The following is a 15,285-nucleotide window of genomic DNA, read 5'->3' as shown; positions in this document are numbered from 1 at the left end:
TCGGGGTCGACTAGATCCGGTCGACCAGCTGCGACGCGAGCCCGACATACGTCGCGGGAGTCAGCGCGAGAAGCCGCTGCTTGGCGGCCGCGCCGATGTCCAGGCCCGCAACGAACTCGGCCAGCTGGGCGCCGCCCACGCGGCGGCCGCGGGTGAGGTCCTTCAGCAGCGCGTAGGGGTCGGTGATCTGGGAGCGTCCGGCGGCGATCTCCGCCCGCACCACCGTCTGGATCGCCTCGGCCAGGACCTCCCAGTTCGCGTCGAGGTCGGCATCCAGCACCGGCTGGGCCAGCGAGATCTCGCCGAGACCGCGCTGCAGGTTGTCCAGCGCGAGCAGCGAGTGCCCGAGCGCGACGCCGATGTTGCGCTGCGTGGTGGAGTCGGTCAGGTCGCGCTGCAGCCGCGATGTCACGAGTGTGGCGGCCAGAGTGGTGAGCAGTCCGCCGGCGATCTCGAGATTCGCCTCGGCGTTCTCGAAGCGGATCGGGTTGATCTTGTGCGGCATCGTCGATGACCCGGTGGCGCCCGCGACCGGGATCTGCGAGAAGTAGCCGAGCGAGATGTACGTCCATACGTCCGTTGCGAGGTTGTGCAGGATGCCGCCGGCATGCCGGACCCGGTCGTAGAGCTCCACCTGCCAGTCGTGCGACTCGATCTGGGTGGTCAGCGGGTTGAAGCCGATTCCCAGACCTTCGATGAAGGCGCGGGTCAGTGCCGGCCAGTCCACGTCGGGATCGGCGGCGAGGTGCGCGGACCAGGTGCCGGTCGCGCCGGAGAACTTGGCCAGATACTCGGATGCCGCCACCTGCGCCGCGACCCGCTCCAGGCGCCAGACGAAGACTGCGATCTCCTTGCCCATCGTGGTGGGCGTGGCGGGCTGACCGTGCGTGCGCGCGAGCATCGCGGCATCCCGATGCTGCTGAGCCAGCATGCGCAGCGCGTCGATCACCGCGCGCAGCTTGGGCAGCCACACCGTCGTGACGGCGCGCTGGACGGTCAGCGCGTAGGAGGCCGAGTTGATGTCCTCGCTCGTGCACGCGAAGTGGGTCAGCTCGGCGATCCCGTCCAGGCCGAGGCTGGCCAGGCGGTCCCGCACCAGGTACTCGACCGCCTTCACGTCGTGCCGGGTCACGGCCTCCTTCTCGGCGAGCCAGTCGATCTCGACCTGGCCGAAGTCGCGGTACAGGGCGCGCAGCTGCTGCTTGTCCGTCTCGGCGAGGGGCGTCGTGCCGAACAGCGACCGGTCGGTGAGGGTGAGCAGCCACTCGACCTCGACCTCGACGCGTGCACGATTCAGCCCGGCCTCGGAGAGGTAGTCGGCGAGGTCGCCGACCGCGGCGAAGTAGCGACCGTCGAGCGGGCTCAGCGGCTGGGGGGGAAGAGAAGACACGGGACTCCCGTCGGGACGCGTTCCGACCGCGGGCGACGGTCAATCGCGGGGCGGAGCACGGAGTGAGGACTGCCGGGCGGTGCACCCGGCGCGCAGTCCGATCATACCGAGGGGCTTCCGGTCGCTTCCCGGATCGGGTGGCCGACGGGTTGTCGGATCCGCCCCGGCGATGACGGCCAGGTGTGCCCGGCGGGCACCTGGCCGGGGGTGTTGCGTGTCGGGGGATTCGCATACCCTGGCGGCAACTTCCGACGACCCCCCGGATCGGAGTGCGCTGTGCGCCGTCCCGCTGTCCTCCCGGCATCCCTCCTCACCGCTGTGCTCATCGCCGGACTGTCGGGGGTGAGCTCCGCCGCAGGCGCCGCCGACGGCGGCCCCGTGATCAACGAGTTCTCGGCCAGCACCGCCGGCACCGACGTCGAGTACGTGGAACTGCTGGTCCCGGCCGACGCCGACTCCTCCGGCACCCGCGTGCTCGAGGTCGAGGGCGACGCCGGCGGCGCGATGCCCGCGCTCGGTGTCGTGGACGAGGTCATCGCCTTCCCGGCACCGGACGCGTCCGGCCGCTCGCTGGCGACCCTCCCGGCCAACGCGCTCGAGAACGGCACCGTCAGCCTGCTGCTGGTCACCGGCACGGTCCCCGCTGCCGGCTCGGACATCGACGCGGACGACGACGGCGTCATCGACGACGGTCTGGGGTTCGCGGTGCTCGACGCGGTCGCGGTCCACGACGGCGGTGCGGGCGACCAGGCCTACGGCGGAGTTGTCCTCGGCGTCTCCTATGACGGTCTGCCGTTCGCCCCCGGCGCCGCCTCCCGCATCCCGGACGGCGCCGACAGCGACGCGGTCGGCGACTGGGTGCGCAACGACTTCGACCTCGCCGGCACCCCCGGCATCCCCGGCACGCTGATCGACGGCGAGGCCGCCAACACCCCCGGCTCGGCCAACTCGCTGACGGCGCCGCCCGTCGGTCCTGCGCCCGGGGAGGCGGGGTGCGATCTCGAGGTCGCGTCGATCGGCTCGGTGCAGGGAACAGGGGCGCTCTCGCCGGCGGCCGGGACCGCAGTGCGCGTCGAGGGCACGGTCGTCGGCGACTTCCAGGAAGCCGGCGGCTTCGGCGGCTACTACGTGCAGGACGCCGGTGACGGTGACCCGGCATCCTCGGACGGCATCTTCGTCTCCGCGCCGACCGGGACGGATGTCGCGGTCGGCGACGTCGTGAACGTGACCGGCGTGGTGCGCGAATCCGGGACGGCCGGCGCTGCTCACCAGATGACCGGCATCGACGCTGCCGACGCCGAGATCTGCGCCGTGGGCGCGGTGCTGCCGGATGCCGTTCCGCTCACGTTGCCGGCCGCGGCCCAGCAGCGCGAAGCGGTGGAGGGCATGTACGTGACGCTCCCGCAGACGCTGACGATCCTCGAGTACTTCGAGTACGGCCGGTTCGGCAGGATCGACGTCGGCCTGGACCGCCAGATGACGCCGACGGCGGTGTACACGCCGGGATCGGCGGAGGCGGCCGCCCTCGCGCAGCAGAACCTCGCCGAGCGCATCACGATCGACGACGGCCGCGCGGTGCAGAACCCCGATCCTGCGATCCACCCCGACGGCGACGTGTTCACGCTGGTCAACACCTTCCGCGGCGGAGACCTCCTCACCGACGCGACCGGTGTCCTGGACTACCGTGACGACACGTGGGCGCTGCAGCCGACCCAAGGGGCCGACCACGCGGCGGCGAACCCACGCACCGCGCCGCCGGAGGTCGGCGGGCGCGTCACCGTGTCCAGCTTCAACGTGCTGAACTACTTCACCACCCTGACCGGGCCGGACGCGCGCGGCGCGAACGACCCGGTCGAGTTCGAGCGGCAGGAGGCCAAGATCGTCGCGGCGCTCGCGCAGATCGACGCGGACGTGTTCGGCTTGATCGAGATCGAGAACAACGGGACCGCACTGGCCACGCTGACCGCGGCGCTGAACGAGTACCTCGGGGCGGACGTCTACGACCTCATCGAGACCGGACCGATCGGCTCGGACGTGATCACCACCGCTCTGATCTACAAGCCGGCCGTGCTCACCCCCGTCGGGGACTTCGCGCTGATGGACGAGAGCAAGGACCCGCGCTGGTTGGACGAATACAACCGGCCGGGGCTGACCCAGACCTTCGCCGACGCGGAGGGCGGCACGATCACGGTCGTGGTGAACCACCTCAAATCCAAGGGGTCCGACTGCAACGCCGTCGGCGACCCAGATACCGGCGACGGCGCCGGAAACTGCAACATCACGCGGACGCAGGCCGCCGCCGCGCTCGGCGACTGGCTGGCCACCGATCCGACCGGACAGGGCGCCGGCCGCGAGCTGATCATCGGAGACCTCAACTCGTACGACAAGGAGGCGCCGATCGCCGCGCTGCTGACGAGCGGGTTCGCCGACCTGCTCGCCCGATACCAGGGCGAGGGCGCGTACTCCTACGTGTTCGACGGCCAGCTCGGCTACCTCGACTACGCGCTCGCCGGACCGGCTCTGGTCGCCGATGTGACCGGAGCGGCGGCGTGGCACATCAACGCGGACGAGCCGAGCCTCATCGACTACGACATGTCGTTCAAGGCGCCCGCGCAGGATGCCCTGTTCGCGCCGGACCCGTACCGCTCCAGCGACCACGACCCGGTGATCGTGGGCGTGGACCTGAGCCTGCCGGACACGGTGGCGCCGGCGCTGACCGTGACGGCAGATCCGGCTTTCCTCTTTCCGCCCAACGGCAAGACCCGCACGGTGACGGTGACGGCCGACGCGGCCGACGACAGCGGCGAGGTGACGGTCCGGCTCCTGTCCGCCACCGCGGAGGGCAGCAAGAAGGCGGTCGTGCGTCAGCTCTCCGACCGCAGCTTCGCCGTGAAAGCGGTCGTCGGCGCGACCTACTCCTTCACGTACGAGGCGAGGGACGCCGCAGGAAACACCACGACGGCCACTGACACGGTGTCGGTGGAGCCGACGCCGAGACGCCTGCTCGCCTACCTGTGTCGGATCGTTGACCGGATCGCAGGCTCGATCTGCCGGTAGAGCGCATGGCTCGCGCTCTCGATCATCAGCAGGACGTCATCGAACATGCCCGGCCCGGCGTAATACGGATCGGGAACGTCGAGCGTGCGAGCGGAGGAGTCGAAGGACATCAGCAGCGCGATCTTGTCCGAGTCCGCATCCGAACGCGCCCAGCCGTGCAGAATGCGCTCATGGCTGCGGTCCAGGGCCACGACGAGGTCGTTGCGCGCGAAGTCGGCGTGCGTGAACTGCCGCGCGCGGTGCCGGGTCCCGTCGTACCCGCGGCGATCCAGCGCCTCCAGGGTGCGTTGATCCGCGCGCTCGCCGACGTGCCAGTCGCCGGTTCCGGCGCTGGTCGAGCTGACCCGTTCACCCACGCTGCCGGCATCCGCGAACGCACGCAGCACCACGTCGGCCATGGGTGAGCGGCAGATGTTACCGGTGCACACGAAGACGACGCGGAACGGCTCCAGCGCGCTCGCAGTCATGGATACATTCTGCGACGACCGGACCACTCCTGCACAACGCGCCGCGGGCGCGGGTTGTCCCCCACCTCGGCGGCCCGCCGCTTCCCGGCCGCCGGTGCGCGCCAGAGTGGCGGGATGTCGACCCCATCCGGCCTGGCGGCGGAGGACCTGGATGTCCTGGACCTCGTCCGGCGTCAGCTCGGCGATGCGATCGATCGGCTGCGGCAGGTGTCCGCTCGATCCGCCGGACTGGCCGACCAGACCCGCTGGTGCACCGATGCCGCGACGGTGTTCCATTCGACCGCCGACTCGTGGCGGCGGGATGTGGCGGCCCTCGTCCCACTCGTCGAGGACGCGCGGGATGCTCTGGCTCTGGCTCGGGCACGGTCGGAAGCAGACGCGTGGCGGCACGGACTATGAGCGACGACCTGGACATCCGCGGCGGCGGGGCGGTCGCTGTGGACACCGTCACGCTGCGCACGGCCGCCGACGCCTTCCAGGTGGCGGCCGGGGAGCTCGAGGACATCGCCGCCAGGATCGGGTCGTCCTCGATGCACCTGGCCGGCACGACACGGGCGATGTGGGACGTCGCGTACACGATGTCCTGCGCAAGCCGGCGGATCCAAGAGGTGGTCGAGGCCGCGGGCGAGCTGAGTCGGGCGCTGCGCGCTGCCGCGGCCGTCTACGAGATCGTCGAGCTGCGCACCGAACGGGCGGCGGCGGATGCCGCGGGCGATGCCGGTGCGGTGCGGCGGATCGACTCCCGCCTGGCGGCGCTGGCCATCGAGCACCCGGACGCCGACGCGCAGGCAACCCTCGCCGCCCTCGGGCACTGGGTCAGCTGGCCCGGCGAACTGGCACGTCAGGCTCCCGGAGCGCTCTGGTGGCTGAGTCCGGGCTTCCACCTGCTCGCCGTGCCGACGGCGTGGGCGCTTCAGCGTGCCGTCGGCGCGCTGGGCTCCGGCACAGTGCCGGCCACCGCCCGGCTGCGCGGTCAGCCCGGCGACCTCGTCCTCTCGCCGGTCGCCCCGCCGGCACGGGCCACGGCTCCCACCTCACTGGCCGGCGCCGCAGAGCGCATACCGACCGGTGGCCAAGCCCGGGTCAGGGTGGAGCGGTACTCGATGCCCGACGGCTCCCGCCGGTTCGCCGTCTACGTGACCGGCACGCAGACGATCGCCCCCCGGACGACGGAACCGTTCGACATGGACGCCAACATCGAGCTGTACACGGGTGCACGCGCGGCCTCCTATGAGGCCACCGAGCTCGCGCTCCGCGAGTCCGGTGCGCGGCCAGGCGATATCGTGCACGCCTTCGGCCACTCGCAGGGCGCCATGGTCGCCGCGCACCTGGCGCTGGAGGGCGACTACGACACGCAGACGCTCGTCTCGTTCGGCTCGCCCGTGGAGGCCGATCTCGGCGAGGGCACGCTCAGCGTCTCGGTGCGCCACGCCGATGACCCGGTCGCCGCGCTGGCCGGCGGCGGTCATGCGGGGACTGTGGGTGCGCCCGGCAGCTTCGTCGCTGAACGCGCCGCCGACCCGCGTGCCGGCCTGCACGACTTCGGCCTGCCCGCGCATGCCCTGGACAGCTACACCGCGACCGCGCGGATGCTGGACACCTCCGCCGATCCGCGCATGGCGGCGGTGCGGCAGGTGTTCGCGGACCTCGCATCCGCGGCATCCGTGCAGGTCACCGAGTACGCCGCGGAACGGATCCTGCCGCTGCCGGATCCCAGTCCCGGACCTGTGCCCGGTGAGGTCAATCCGTCCTCTTCGGGCGCAGGATGATGCCGAAGATCCAGTTGATGAGCGAGATGACGATCGCCGCCAAGACGCCCCACCAGAAATCTTCGACGCGAAGACCCCAGCTCCAGAAGCCGGTGATCCATGCGGTCAGCCAGAGCAGGAACGCATTGATGATCAACCCGATCAGGCCCAGCGTCAGGATGTAGAGCGGGAACGCGAGGATCTTGATGACGGTGCCGATGATGGTGTTCACCAGCGCGAAGATGGCGGCCACGATCAGCAGCGTGAGCACGAATTGCAGCGTCTCCCCCGGTGGGAACGGGATGACCGAGACCATGAGCGCGGGGATCAGTGTGACGATCCAGATGGCGAACGCGTTGACGACGACACGGATGAGGAAGCCCATAGTTCGTCAGTCTGCCATGCGGGTACTTCCTGGCCCCGGATCCACGCGAAACCCGGGCGGGGCACGGGCGAACGGCCCGATCGCGACCGCGGCAGCGCACCCCGACGGCCGAGAGCGGACCCATAGACTCGGCAGGGTGACCGACGCTCCGATTCCTTTCGATGACGCGCAGATCCCGGTCCGGGTCCGGCCCGAGATCGCCGCGCTGCCGCCCTACCAGCAGGGCAAGCAGGCCGGTGCGGACGCGTTCAAGCTGTCCAGCAACGAGAACCCGTTCGACCCGCTTCCCGGGGTCCTCGAAGCGGTGCGTGCCGCGACGGAGCTGAACCGGTACCCGGACGCGACCGCCGGACGGTTGCGCGAGCGGCTGGCCGACCGGTTCGGCGTTTCGCCCTCGTCGGTGCATATCGGCGCGGGCAGTGTCTCGATCCTCACGCAGCTCGTGCTCGCCACGTCTGGTCCCGGCGACGAGGTGATCTTCGCGTGGCGCTCCTTCGAGGCTTATCCGTGGCTCGCGATCGTCGCCGGTGCCACCCCCGTGCAGGTGCCGCTGACCGACGATGCCCGCCACGACCTCCCGGCGATGGCCGCGGCGGTCACCCCGCGCACCAGGGCGATCATCGTCTGCAGCCCCAACAACCCCACCGGCCCGATCGTCACCCAGGCCGAGTTCGACGCGTTCCTGGCTCTGGTCCCCCGTGATGTCCTGGTCATTCTGGACGAGGCGTATGCCGAGTTCATCACCGACCCGGCGGCCGTGGACGGTCTGCGCGTGCTGGGCACGCAGGGACACCCGAACGTGGTCGCGCTGCGCACGTTCTCCAAGGCGTTCGGTCTGGCCGGGCTGCGCATCGGCTACGCCATCGGGCACCCGCGCATCCTGGATGCCGCCCGCAGCACCAGCATCCCGCTGTCCGTCACGGCGCACGCCGAGGTCGCCGCCCTGGCGAGCCTGGACGCGGAGGACGCGCTGCTGGAACGCGTGCGAACGATCGCCGCGCGGCGCGACCGGCTCGCCGCAGCCCTCCGCGATGCCGGGTGGCGCGTGCCCGAAGCGCAGGGCAACTTCCTCTGGCTGCCCGGCGGTGCCGAGACGATGCAGATCGCAAGCGCCTTCGATGCGGCCGGTCTGATCGTGCGTCCGTTCGCCGGCGACGGTCTGCGGGTCAGTGTCGGCGAGGAGGACTCTGTCGACAAGGTCCTATCGATCGCGGAATCCGTTGTGAAAGACCTCCCAGAGGACCATCCGGGGTCGCGGGCTAGCGTAGAACGGTGACTCTGCACCAGAACACCGGGCCGGACGACGCGCCGGAACTCGTCCGCGTGCTCGCGGCGGACGGGTCGGTCGCGCCGACTCCGGCAGCCGAACCGTACCTCGAACTCATCGATGCGCTCACGGACGCGGAGCTCGAAGGCTTCTACCGCGACATGTTCGTCGTGCGCGCCTTCGACCAGCAGGCCACGAACCTGCAGCGCCAGGGCCAGCTCGCGCTGTGGCCGCCGAGCTTCGGCCAGGAGGCGGCACAGGTCGGCTCGGCCCGCGCCGCGCGCCCCCAGGACCACCTCTTCCCGTCCTACCGCGAGCACGTCGTGTGCATGATCCGCGGCGTCGACCCGGTGGACATCATCCGCGTGATGCGCGGTCTCACGCACGGCGGCTGGAACCCGGCCGATCCGAAGAACGGGAACACGCACATCTACACGCTGGTCCTCGGGTCCCAGACGCTGCACGCGACCGGACTGGCCATGGGCCTCACGCTGGACGGCAAGTCCGGCTCCGGGGACCCTCAGACCGACGAGGCCGTCATCGTCTACTACGGAGACGGCGCATCCAGTCAGGGCGATGTGCACGAGGCGATGGTCTTCGCCGCCAGCTACCGCACCCCCGAGGTGTTCTTCCTGCAGAACAACCAGTGGGCCATCTCGGTCCCCGTCGCCACCCAGTCCCGGTCGCCGCTGTACCGCCGCGGCGCCGGATACGGCATCCCGAGCATCCCCATCGACGGCAACGACGTGCTGGCCAGCTACGCGGTCACCCGGGTCGCCCTCGACGAGGCGCGCGCCGGCGCGGGCCCGCGCGCCATCGAGGCCATGACGTATCGCATGGGAGCGCACACCACCAGTGACGACCCCACGAAGTACCGCACCGCCGACGAGGAAGAGTCGTGGGCGCGCCGGGACCCGATCGCGCGCATGCGCGCCTATCTGCGGGGGCGCGGAGCGTCGGACGCGTTCTTCGCCGAGGTCGAGGCCCAAGCCGCCGCGGTGGCCGAGGACGCCCGCGTCCGCACCGCCGCGCTCGGCGGCATCCCGACCGATCTCATGTTCGACCACGTCTACACCGAACCGCATCCTCTGATCGACGAGCAGCGCGCGTGGCTCGCCGGCTATGAGGCATCGTTCGAGGAGGAGCCGTCGTGACCGACCTCAAGGCCGCACCCGCCGACGCGCGGACGTCGTCGATCGAGACCATGCCGTTCAGCCGCGCGCTCAACGCCGGGCTGCGGCGGGCGATGACCGAGAACGACCGGGTGATCATGATGGGCGAGGACATCGGTCGGCTGGGCGGGGTCTTCCGTGTCACCGAGGGCCTGCAGGCAGAGTTCGGCGAGCAGCGGGTGCTGGACACCCCGCTGGCCGAATCGGGCATCGTCGGCACCGCGATCGGACTCGCGATGGCCGGATTCCGGCCCGTGTGCGAGATCCAGTTCGACGGGTTCGTGTTCCCGGCGTTCGACCAGATCACCTCGCAGCTGGCGAAGATCACGAATCGGCACGAGGGTGCGCTGAGCATGCCGGTGGTGATCCGCATCCCCTACGGCGGCCACATCGGCGCGGTGGAGCACCACCAGGAGAGCCCCGAGGTGTACTTCACCCACACGCCCGGTCTTCGCGTGGTGAGCCCATCCACCCCGAACGACGCGTACTGGATGATCCAGGACGCGATCACCTCGACCGATCCGGTGATCTTCCTCGAGCCGAAGAGCAGGTACTGGCAGAAGGGCGAGGTGGATGCCGCTGCCCGGGCTTTGCCGCTGCACGCCAGCCGCCTGGTCCGCCGCGGCACGGATGTCACGCTGGTCGGTCACGGCGCCATGGTCGCGACGCTGCTGCAGGCTGCTGCGCTCGCGGAGTCCGAGGGCACCAGCTGCGAGGTGATCGACCTGCGCTCCCTGTCCCCCGTCGACTACGGCCCGATCCTGGACTCGGTGCGCCGCACCGGACGCATGGTCTACGCGCAGGAGGCGCCGGGCTTCACCAGTCTCGGCAGCGAGGTGGCGGCGACGGTCATGGAGAAGGCGTTCTACGCGCTCGAGGCGCCGGTGCTGCGCGTCTCCGGCTTCGACGCTCCGTTCCCTCCGGCCAAGCTCGAAGGAACCTTCCTCCCGGACGCGGACCGCATCCTCGAGGCCGTCGACCGTACGCTGGCGTATTGATGACCCCCGACTCTCCCGGTCAGAGGGCGGCCGGAAAGGACAACGGATGAGCACACAGACCTTCCTCCTCCCCGACGTCGGCGAGGGCCTCACCGAGGCCGAGATCGTGTCCTGGCGGGTCTCCCCCGGCGACCGGGTCGAAGTCAATGACGTCCTCGTCGAAATCGAGACCGCGAAGTCGCTGGTCGAACTGCCCTCCCCGTTCGCCGGCGTCGTCGGCGACGTGCTCGTCGCCGAGGGCGACACGGTCGCGGTCGGGGCGGCGATCATCACGATCGCGAGCGCGGACGCGTCCGCACCGCCGGCCACGGCGGGTCAGAGCGAGCACGGCGAGGCGCACGAACCGGATGCCGGCGGTGCCGTCCTGGTCGGGTACGGCAGCGCGGGTCACGTCCAGTCGCGCCGCCGCAAGCCGGCCGGCCGCCCGGCAGCGGCATCCGTGGGGGTCATCGCCAAGCCGCCGATCCGCAAGCTGGCGCGGGACCTGAACGTCGACCTGACCGACATCGCACCCAGTGGCCCGGCGGGCGAGGTGACGCGTGACGATGTGATGAAGCAGGCGTCGCAGGCCAGCGTCTTCCGCAACATCCAGACCCCGGAATGGGGAGCGGTGCGCGAAGAGACGATCGCCGTCGGCACTCCCCCGGTCGCCGCGCAGGTGCCGGCCGTCCCGGCTCCTGCGCCGGATGCCGCCGGGCGCGAGGAGTCCATCCCGGTCCGGGGCGTGCGCAAGGCGGTGGCCAGCGGAATGGTCCGCAGCGCCTACACCGCGCCGCACGTGTCGGTCTGGACCGACGTCGATGCGAGCCGCACCATGGAGCTGGTCAAGCGGCTCAAGGCCTCGCCGGACTTCGCGGACGTCCGGGTCTCGCCGCTGCTGATCATGGCCCGCGCGGTGATCTGGGCCGTGCGGCGCACGCCGATGGTCAACGCGGCGTGGATCGACGACCCCGAGGGCGGTGGCGCCCAGATCCGGGTGCGTCACTACGTGAATCTCGGCATCGCCGCCGCCACCCCCCGCGGTCTGCTGGTGCCGAACATCAAGGACGCCCAGGAGCTGAACATGCGCGATCTGGCCCGCGCCCTGGAGAAGCTCACCGTGACGGCACGCGAGGGCAAATCGACCCCCGCGGACCAGACCGGCGGCACGATCACCATCACGAACATCGGCGTCTTCGGAATGGATGCCGGTACGCCGATCATCAATCCCGGCGAAGTCGGGATCGTCGCACTCGGCACCATCCGCCAGAAGCCTTGGGTCGTGGACGGAGAGGTCCGGCCCCGCTGGGTCACCACCGTCTCGGGCTCGTTCGACCACCGCGTCGTGGACGGCGACGGGGTGTCCCGGTTCATCGCCGACATCGCCTCCATCCTGGAGGAACCGGCCCTGCTGCTGGATTGAGCGGGCCGGGCGGGCTGCAGCGATCGCGCTCGTGCGGCCGCTCCCCTGGGGTTCGGCCCGCGACGGTCGTCCCGGAGATCGCGTCCGGAGTCGGGTTTGATAATGATTATCAATAGCCTTAGGGTGGGGGCATGCCCCGTAGCAGCCACGCCCTCGCCCTGCTTGCTCTGACCGTGACGGGTGCGCTCGCGCTCGCGGGATGCGCGTCGACCGGTTCCGCGGCAGAGGGGGAGGGGCGCCTGCGCGTCGTGGCCAGCACGAACGTCTACGCGCAGCTGGCCTCCGAGATCGGCGGCGACCTGGTGGATGCGACCGCGATCGTGTCCTCGACGGCGCAGGATCCGCACTCGTTCGAACCCAGCGCGCGTGACCAGCTCGCCGTTCAACGAGCCGATCTGATCATCGAGAACGGCGTCGGATACGACGCATTCGTGGACGCGCTCATCGACGCGAGCGGGTCGACGGCGCCGGTGATCACGGCCGCGGAGTTCTCCCACGACTGGCCGGACAACCCCGGCCACGACGAGGCCGCGAACACGGAGGCCGCGGACGAGCCCGGCGAACAGAACGTGCACGAGCACGGCGAACACGAGCACGTCGCGGGATTCAACGAACACGTCTGGTACGACCCGCACACCATCGAGCACGTGGCCGAGGCGATCGCCGACGAGCTGATCGCGCTCCTGCCGGCCCAGAGTGGGGCGATCGAGGAGCGCGCAGCCGCGTTCGCGGAGGGCATCGGCGACCTCGAGGTGTCGCTCACCGCGATCGGCACCGCCTCCGCGGGTGTCGACGTCTTCGTCACCGAGCCGGTCGCGTTGCCCCTCGTGCAGGCCGCGAGCCTGCACAACGTCAGCCCGGAGGCCTTCACCGAGGCCGTGGAGGAGGGACAGGACGTCGCACCCGCGACGCTCCTGGAGTCCCTCAAACTGCTGCGCTCCGGGGACGTGCGGGCCGTCATCGCCAACTCGCAGACAGGCGGGGCGGAGACGACCGAGGTGATCGCCGAGGCGGAATCACTGTCGATCCCCGTCATCGAGTTCTCCGAAACGCTCCCGGACGGCCAGACTTACCTCTCGTGGATGAAGGCGAACATCGAGGCGCTGGCGGGCGCCCTCCAACCGTGACCGCGCCGCTGCAGATCCGCGACGCCGCGCTGCGCCGCGGAAACCGAGAACTGTGGAGCGGGCTGGATCTGACCGTCGAGCCCGGCGAGCTGATCGCGGTGCTCGGTCCGAGCGGATCGGGCAAGACCACACTGCTGCGCGCGATCCTCGGACTGGACCGCCTCAGCTCGGGAAGCATCGAGGCGCTCGGCGCGCCGGTCCGCGCCCGCGGCAATCGCCGCATCGGCTACATCCCGCAGCAGCGCCCGCTGCCCCGCGACGCAGCGCTGCGCGGCCGCGACCTGGTCGGTCTGGGCGTGGACGGTCACCGCTTCGGCCTGCCGTTCCCGCGTCGCAGCGACCGGGCGCGCGTGGAGGCCCTGATCGACGCCGTGGGTGCGCGGGAGTTCGCCGACCGCCCCGTGGGGCTGCTGTCCGGTGGTGAACAGCAGCGGCTGCGGGTCGGTCAGGCGCTGGCGGACCGGCCGCGCCTGCTGCTGTGCGACGAGCCGCTCACCAGTCTGGACCTGGCCAATCAGCAAGCCGTCGTCGGTCTGATCGATCGACACCGCAAGCAGACCGGAGCGGCGGTGCTGCTGGTCACGCACGACATCAACCCCCTGCTGGGGAAGGTCGACCGCATCCTGTACATCGCCAACGGCCGGTTCACGCTCGGCTCGCCCGACGAGGTGCTGCGCTCCAGCGTGCTGACCGAGCTCTACGGCGCCGAGGTATATGTCCTCCGTGCCGGCGACCGGCTGGTCGTGGTGGGAGCCCCCGATGCCGAGGAGTCCCACCACCACCACCACGACGAGGTCCGCGAGTGAACTGGCCGGACATCGCCGACGCCATGTTCGGTGGCCTCGCCGACTACGGCGACATCCTCGCCCTTGTCTCCAACTCCGTCATCGCCGGGGCGGTGCTGGGCCTGGTCGGCGGTCTCGTCGGCGTCTTCGTGATGCAGCGCGACATGGCATTCGCCGTGCACGGCATCAGCGAGCTGTCCTTCGCCGGCGCGGCGTTCGCACTCCTGGTCGGCTTCGACGTGGTGACCGGATCCATCGTCGGCTCGCTCGTCGCGGCGGCCATCATCGGCGTCCTGGGCGCCCGCGCCCGCGACCGCAACTCGATCATCGGCGTGCTGATGCCGTTCGGCCTGGGCCTGGGCATCCTCTTCCTGTCCCTGTACGACGGTCGCAGCGCCAACCGGTTCAGCCTGCTCACCGGTCAGATCGTGTCGGTGCAGAGCGGACAGCTGAGCTGGCTGATCGCGATCAGCGCGGTCGTCCTCCTCGGCATCCTGCTCATCTGGCGCCCCCTCCGGTTCGATTCCCTCGACCCGCAGTCCGCGGCCGCGCGCGGGGTGCCGACCACCGCGGTCTCCCTGGCCTTCATGCTGCTGCTGGGCCTGATCGTCGCGGTCAGCGTGCACATCATCGGTGCGCTCCTGGTCATGGCGCTGCTGGTGACCCCGGCCGCGGCCGCCATGCGCGTCGCAACGGGACCGATCGCCGTTCCGGTGCTGGCGGCGGTGTTCGGATTCGTGTCGGCCGTCGGCGGCATCCTCCTGGCCATCGCGGGGACGCTGCCGGTCAGCCCCTACATCACGACGATCTCGTTCCTGATCTACCTCGTGTGCCGCGGCGTGGGGAGCAGGCGCGACCGTGTGACGAGGGCCGCGTGAGAAGCCGGGGAGAAACCGGCGCCGCGCGGGGGAACGATGTGCCCGCGGCGGCGAATCCACCCCGCGCTTGCACCGGGACCTCCGCAGAGGCCCGCAATCCGACCACACCCAGGCTCTCGCTCAGGGGCGATCGGTAGAATCCGGCACATGGCTCAGCGGAACACGTGGCAGCGCGATCGGGTGCGCGAGGCGCTCGGCGACGCCAGCGGATTCGTCAGCGCGCAGAGCCTGCACGCCACTCTGCGCGAGGAGAACACCGGGATCGGGCTGGCCACCGTCTACCGCGCCCTGGCAGGGCTTGCCGCGCAGGGGGAGGCGGACTCGCTGCAGAGCCCGGAAGGCGAGAGCCTCTACCGCGCGTGCACCTCGCCCGGCCACCACCATCACCTCATCTGCCGATCCTGCGGTCTGACGATCGAGATCGCGGCCACCGACGTCGAGCAGTGGGCGCGCCGCACCGCCGCGCTGCACGGGTTCAGTGAGGCCGAGCACGTCGTGGACATCTTCGGCCTGTGCACGCCGTGCGCGCAGGCCAGAGCGCCTGAACGTGCTGGGGACTGACCGGCCGCGCGCCAGCGAACCGGGGATCCGGGGCGGCAGAGCCCCGGC

At 70.7% G+C, this 15,285-nt stretch carries 14 protein-coding genes; 11 read left to right on the top strand and 3 right to left on the bottom strand.

Features of this window, described 5'->3' with window-relative positions; all coding sequences use genetic code 11:
• Positions 1-10: 10 nt before the first annotated feature.
• Positions 11-1,390 (bottom strand): adenylosuccinate lyase, encoded by a 1,380-nt coding sequence (gene purB / locus QNO12_RS16825; RefSeq protein WP_257500994.1) that lies wholly within the window; start codon positions 1,388-1,390, stop codon positions 11-13.
• Positions 1,391-1,666: 276 nt separating this feature from the next.
• Between purB and QNO12_RS16820 the strand changes: the two genes are divergently transcribed.
• Positions 1,667-4,447: an ExeM/NucH family extracellular endonuclease gene (locus QNO12_RS16820; protein WP_257500995.1), complete on the top strand. Its 2,781-nt coding sequence runs from the start codon at positions 1,667-1,669 to the stop codon at positions 4,445-4,447.
• Here the strand turns inward: QNO12_RS16820 and QNO12_RS16815 are convergent.
• Positions 4,399-4,914 (bottom strand): low molecular weight protein-tyrosine-phosphatase, encoded by a 516-nt coding sequence (locus QNO12_RS16815; RefSeq protein ID WP_257500996.1) that lies wholly within the window; start codon positions 4,912-4,914, stop codon positions 4,399-4,401. The two genes, QNO12_RS16820 and QNO12_RS16815, sit on opposite strands and share 49 nt — an antisense overlap.
• Positions 4,915-5,028: 114 nt before the next feature.
• Between QNO12_RS16815 and QNO12_RS16810 the strand changes: the two genes are divergently transcribed.
• Positions 5,029-5,313, top strand: coding sequence for a hypothetical protein (locus tag QNO12_RS16810; RefSeq protein ID WP_257500997.1), 285 nt, complete (start codon positions 5,029-5,031; stop codon positions 5,311-5,313).
• Positions 5,295-6,683, top strand: coding sequence for an alpha/beta hydrolase family protein (locus QNO12_RS16805; RefSeq protein ID WP_257500998.1), 1,389 nt, complete (start codon positions 5,295-5,297; stop codon positions 6,681-6,683). The genes QNO12_RS16810 and QNO12_RS16805 overlap by 19 nt, the downstream gene beginning before the upstream one ends.
• On the opposite strand, the gene QNO12_RS16800 is transcribed toward QNO12_RS16805, so the two are convergent.
• Positions 6,655-7,047 carry a phage holin family protein gene (locus QNO12_RS16800; RefSeq protein WP_257500999.1) on the bottom strand — a complete coding sequence of 131 codons (393 nt, stop codon included), beginning with the start codon at positions 7,045-7,047 and terminating at the stop codon, positions 6,655-6,657. The genes QNO12_RS16805 and QNO12_RS16800 overlap by 29 nt on opposite strands.
• A 136-nt stretch (positions 7,048-7,183) precedes the next feature.
• On the opposite strand from QNO12_RS16800, the gene QNO12_RS16795 reads away from it, so the two are divergent.
• From QNO12_RS16795 to QNO12_RS16760, 8 genes are all read left to right on the top strand, one after another.
• A complete protein-coding gene (locus QNO12_RS16795) occupies positions 7,184-8,323 on the top strand; it encodes a histidinol-phosphate transaminase (protein ID WP_257501000.1) in 1,140 nt (379 codons plus the stop codon).
• Positions 8,324-8,325: 2 nt separating this feature from the next.
• Positions 8,326-9,468, top strand: coding sequence for a thiamine pyrophosphate-dependent dehydrogenase E1 component subunit alpha (locus QNO12_RS16790; protein WP_257501137.1), 1,143 nt, complete (start codon positions 8,326-8,328; stop codon positions 9,466-9,468).
• A gap of 50 nt (positions 9,469-9,518) precedes the next feature.
• A complete protein-coding gene (locus tag QNO12_RS16785) occupies positions 9,519-10,484 on the top strand; it encodes an alpha-ketoacid dehydrogenase subunit beta (RefSeq protein ID WP_257501138.1) in 966 nt (321 codons plus the stop codon).
• Positions 10,485-10,530: 46 nt separating this feature from the next.
• The gene (locus QNO12_RS16780; protein ID WP_257501001.1) at positions 10,531-11,886 is read left to right on the top strand and encodes a dihydrolipoamide acetyltransferase family protein; all 1,356 of its coding nucleotides are present in this window, start codon (positions 10,531-10,533) and stop codon (positions 11,884-11,886) included.
• A gap of 131 nt (positions 11,887-12,017) precedes the next feature.
• Positions 12,018-13,013 carry a metal ABC transporter solute-binding protein, Zn/Mn family gene (locus tag QNO12_RS16775; RefSeq protein WP_257501002.1) on the top strand — a complete coding sequence of 332 codons (996 nt, stop codon included), beginning with the start codon at positions 12,018-12,020 and terminating at the stop codon, positions 13,011-13,013.
• Positions 13,010-13,819: a metal ABC transporter ATP-binding protein gene (locus QNO12_RS16770; RefSeq protein WP_257501003.1), complete on the top strand. Its 810-nt coding sequence runs from the start codon at positions 13,010-13,012 to the stop codon at positions 13,817-13,819. Before QNO12_RS16775 ends, QNO12_RS16770 begins: the two co-directional genes overlap by 4 nt.
• Positions 13,816-14,676 (top strand): metal ABC transporter permease, encoded by an 861-nt coding sequence (locus QNO12_RS16765; protein WP_257501004.1) that lies wholly within the window; start codon positions 13,816-13,818, stop codon positions 14,674-14,676. The genes QNO12_RS16770 and QNO12_RS16765 overlap by 4 nt, the downstream gene beginning before the upstream one ends.
• Positions 14,677-14,823: 147 nt before the next feature.
• Positions 14,824-15,237: a Fur family transcriptional regulator gene (locus QNO12_RS16760; RefSeq protein ID WP_257501005.1), complete on the top strand. Its 414-nt coding sequence runs from the start codon at positions 14,824-14,826 to the stop codon at positions 15,235-15,237.
• Positions 15,238-15,285: the final 48 nt, after the last annotated feature.

This window comes from Microbacterium sp. zg-B185 (genome assembly GCF_030246885.1).
In the GTDB taxonomy this organism is placed as follows: domain Bacteria; phylum Actinomycetota; class Actinomycetes; order Actinomycetales; family Microbacteriaceae; genus Microbacterium.
This window is presented reverse-complemented; position numbering and strand designations above follow the sequence as displayed.

Coding starts and splice junctions, on each gene's coding strand:
- QNO12_RS16775 (WP_257501002.1), top strand. CDS start 12,018: ATGCCCCGTAGCAGCCACGCCCTCGCCCTGCTTGCTCTGACCGTGACG.
- QNO12_RS16810 (WP_257500997.1), top strand. CDS start 5,029: ATGTCGACCCCATCCGGCCTGGCGGCGGAGGACCTGGATGTCCTGGAC.
- QNO12_RS16780 (WP_257501001.1), top strand. CDS start 10,531: ATGAGCACACAGACCTTCCTCCTCCCCGACGTCGGCGAGGGCCTCACC.
- QNO12_RS16800 (WP_257500999.1), bottom strand. CDS start 7,047: ATGGGCTTCCTCATCCGTGTCGTCGTCAACGCGTTCGCCATCTGGATC.
- QNO12_RS16760 (WP_257501005.1), top strand. CDS start 14,824: ATGGCTCAGCGGAACACGTGGCAGCGCGATCGGGTGCGCGAGGCGCTC.
- QNO12_RS16815 (WP_257500996.1), bottom strand. CDS start 4,914: ATGACTGCGAGCGCGCTGGAGCCGTTCCGCGTCGTCTTCGTGTGCACC.
- QNO12_RS16785 (WP_257501138.1), top strand. CDS start 9,519: ATGCCGTTCAGCCGCGCGCTCAACGCCGGGCTGCGGCGGGCGATGACC.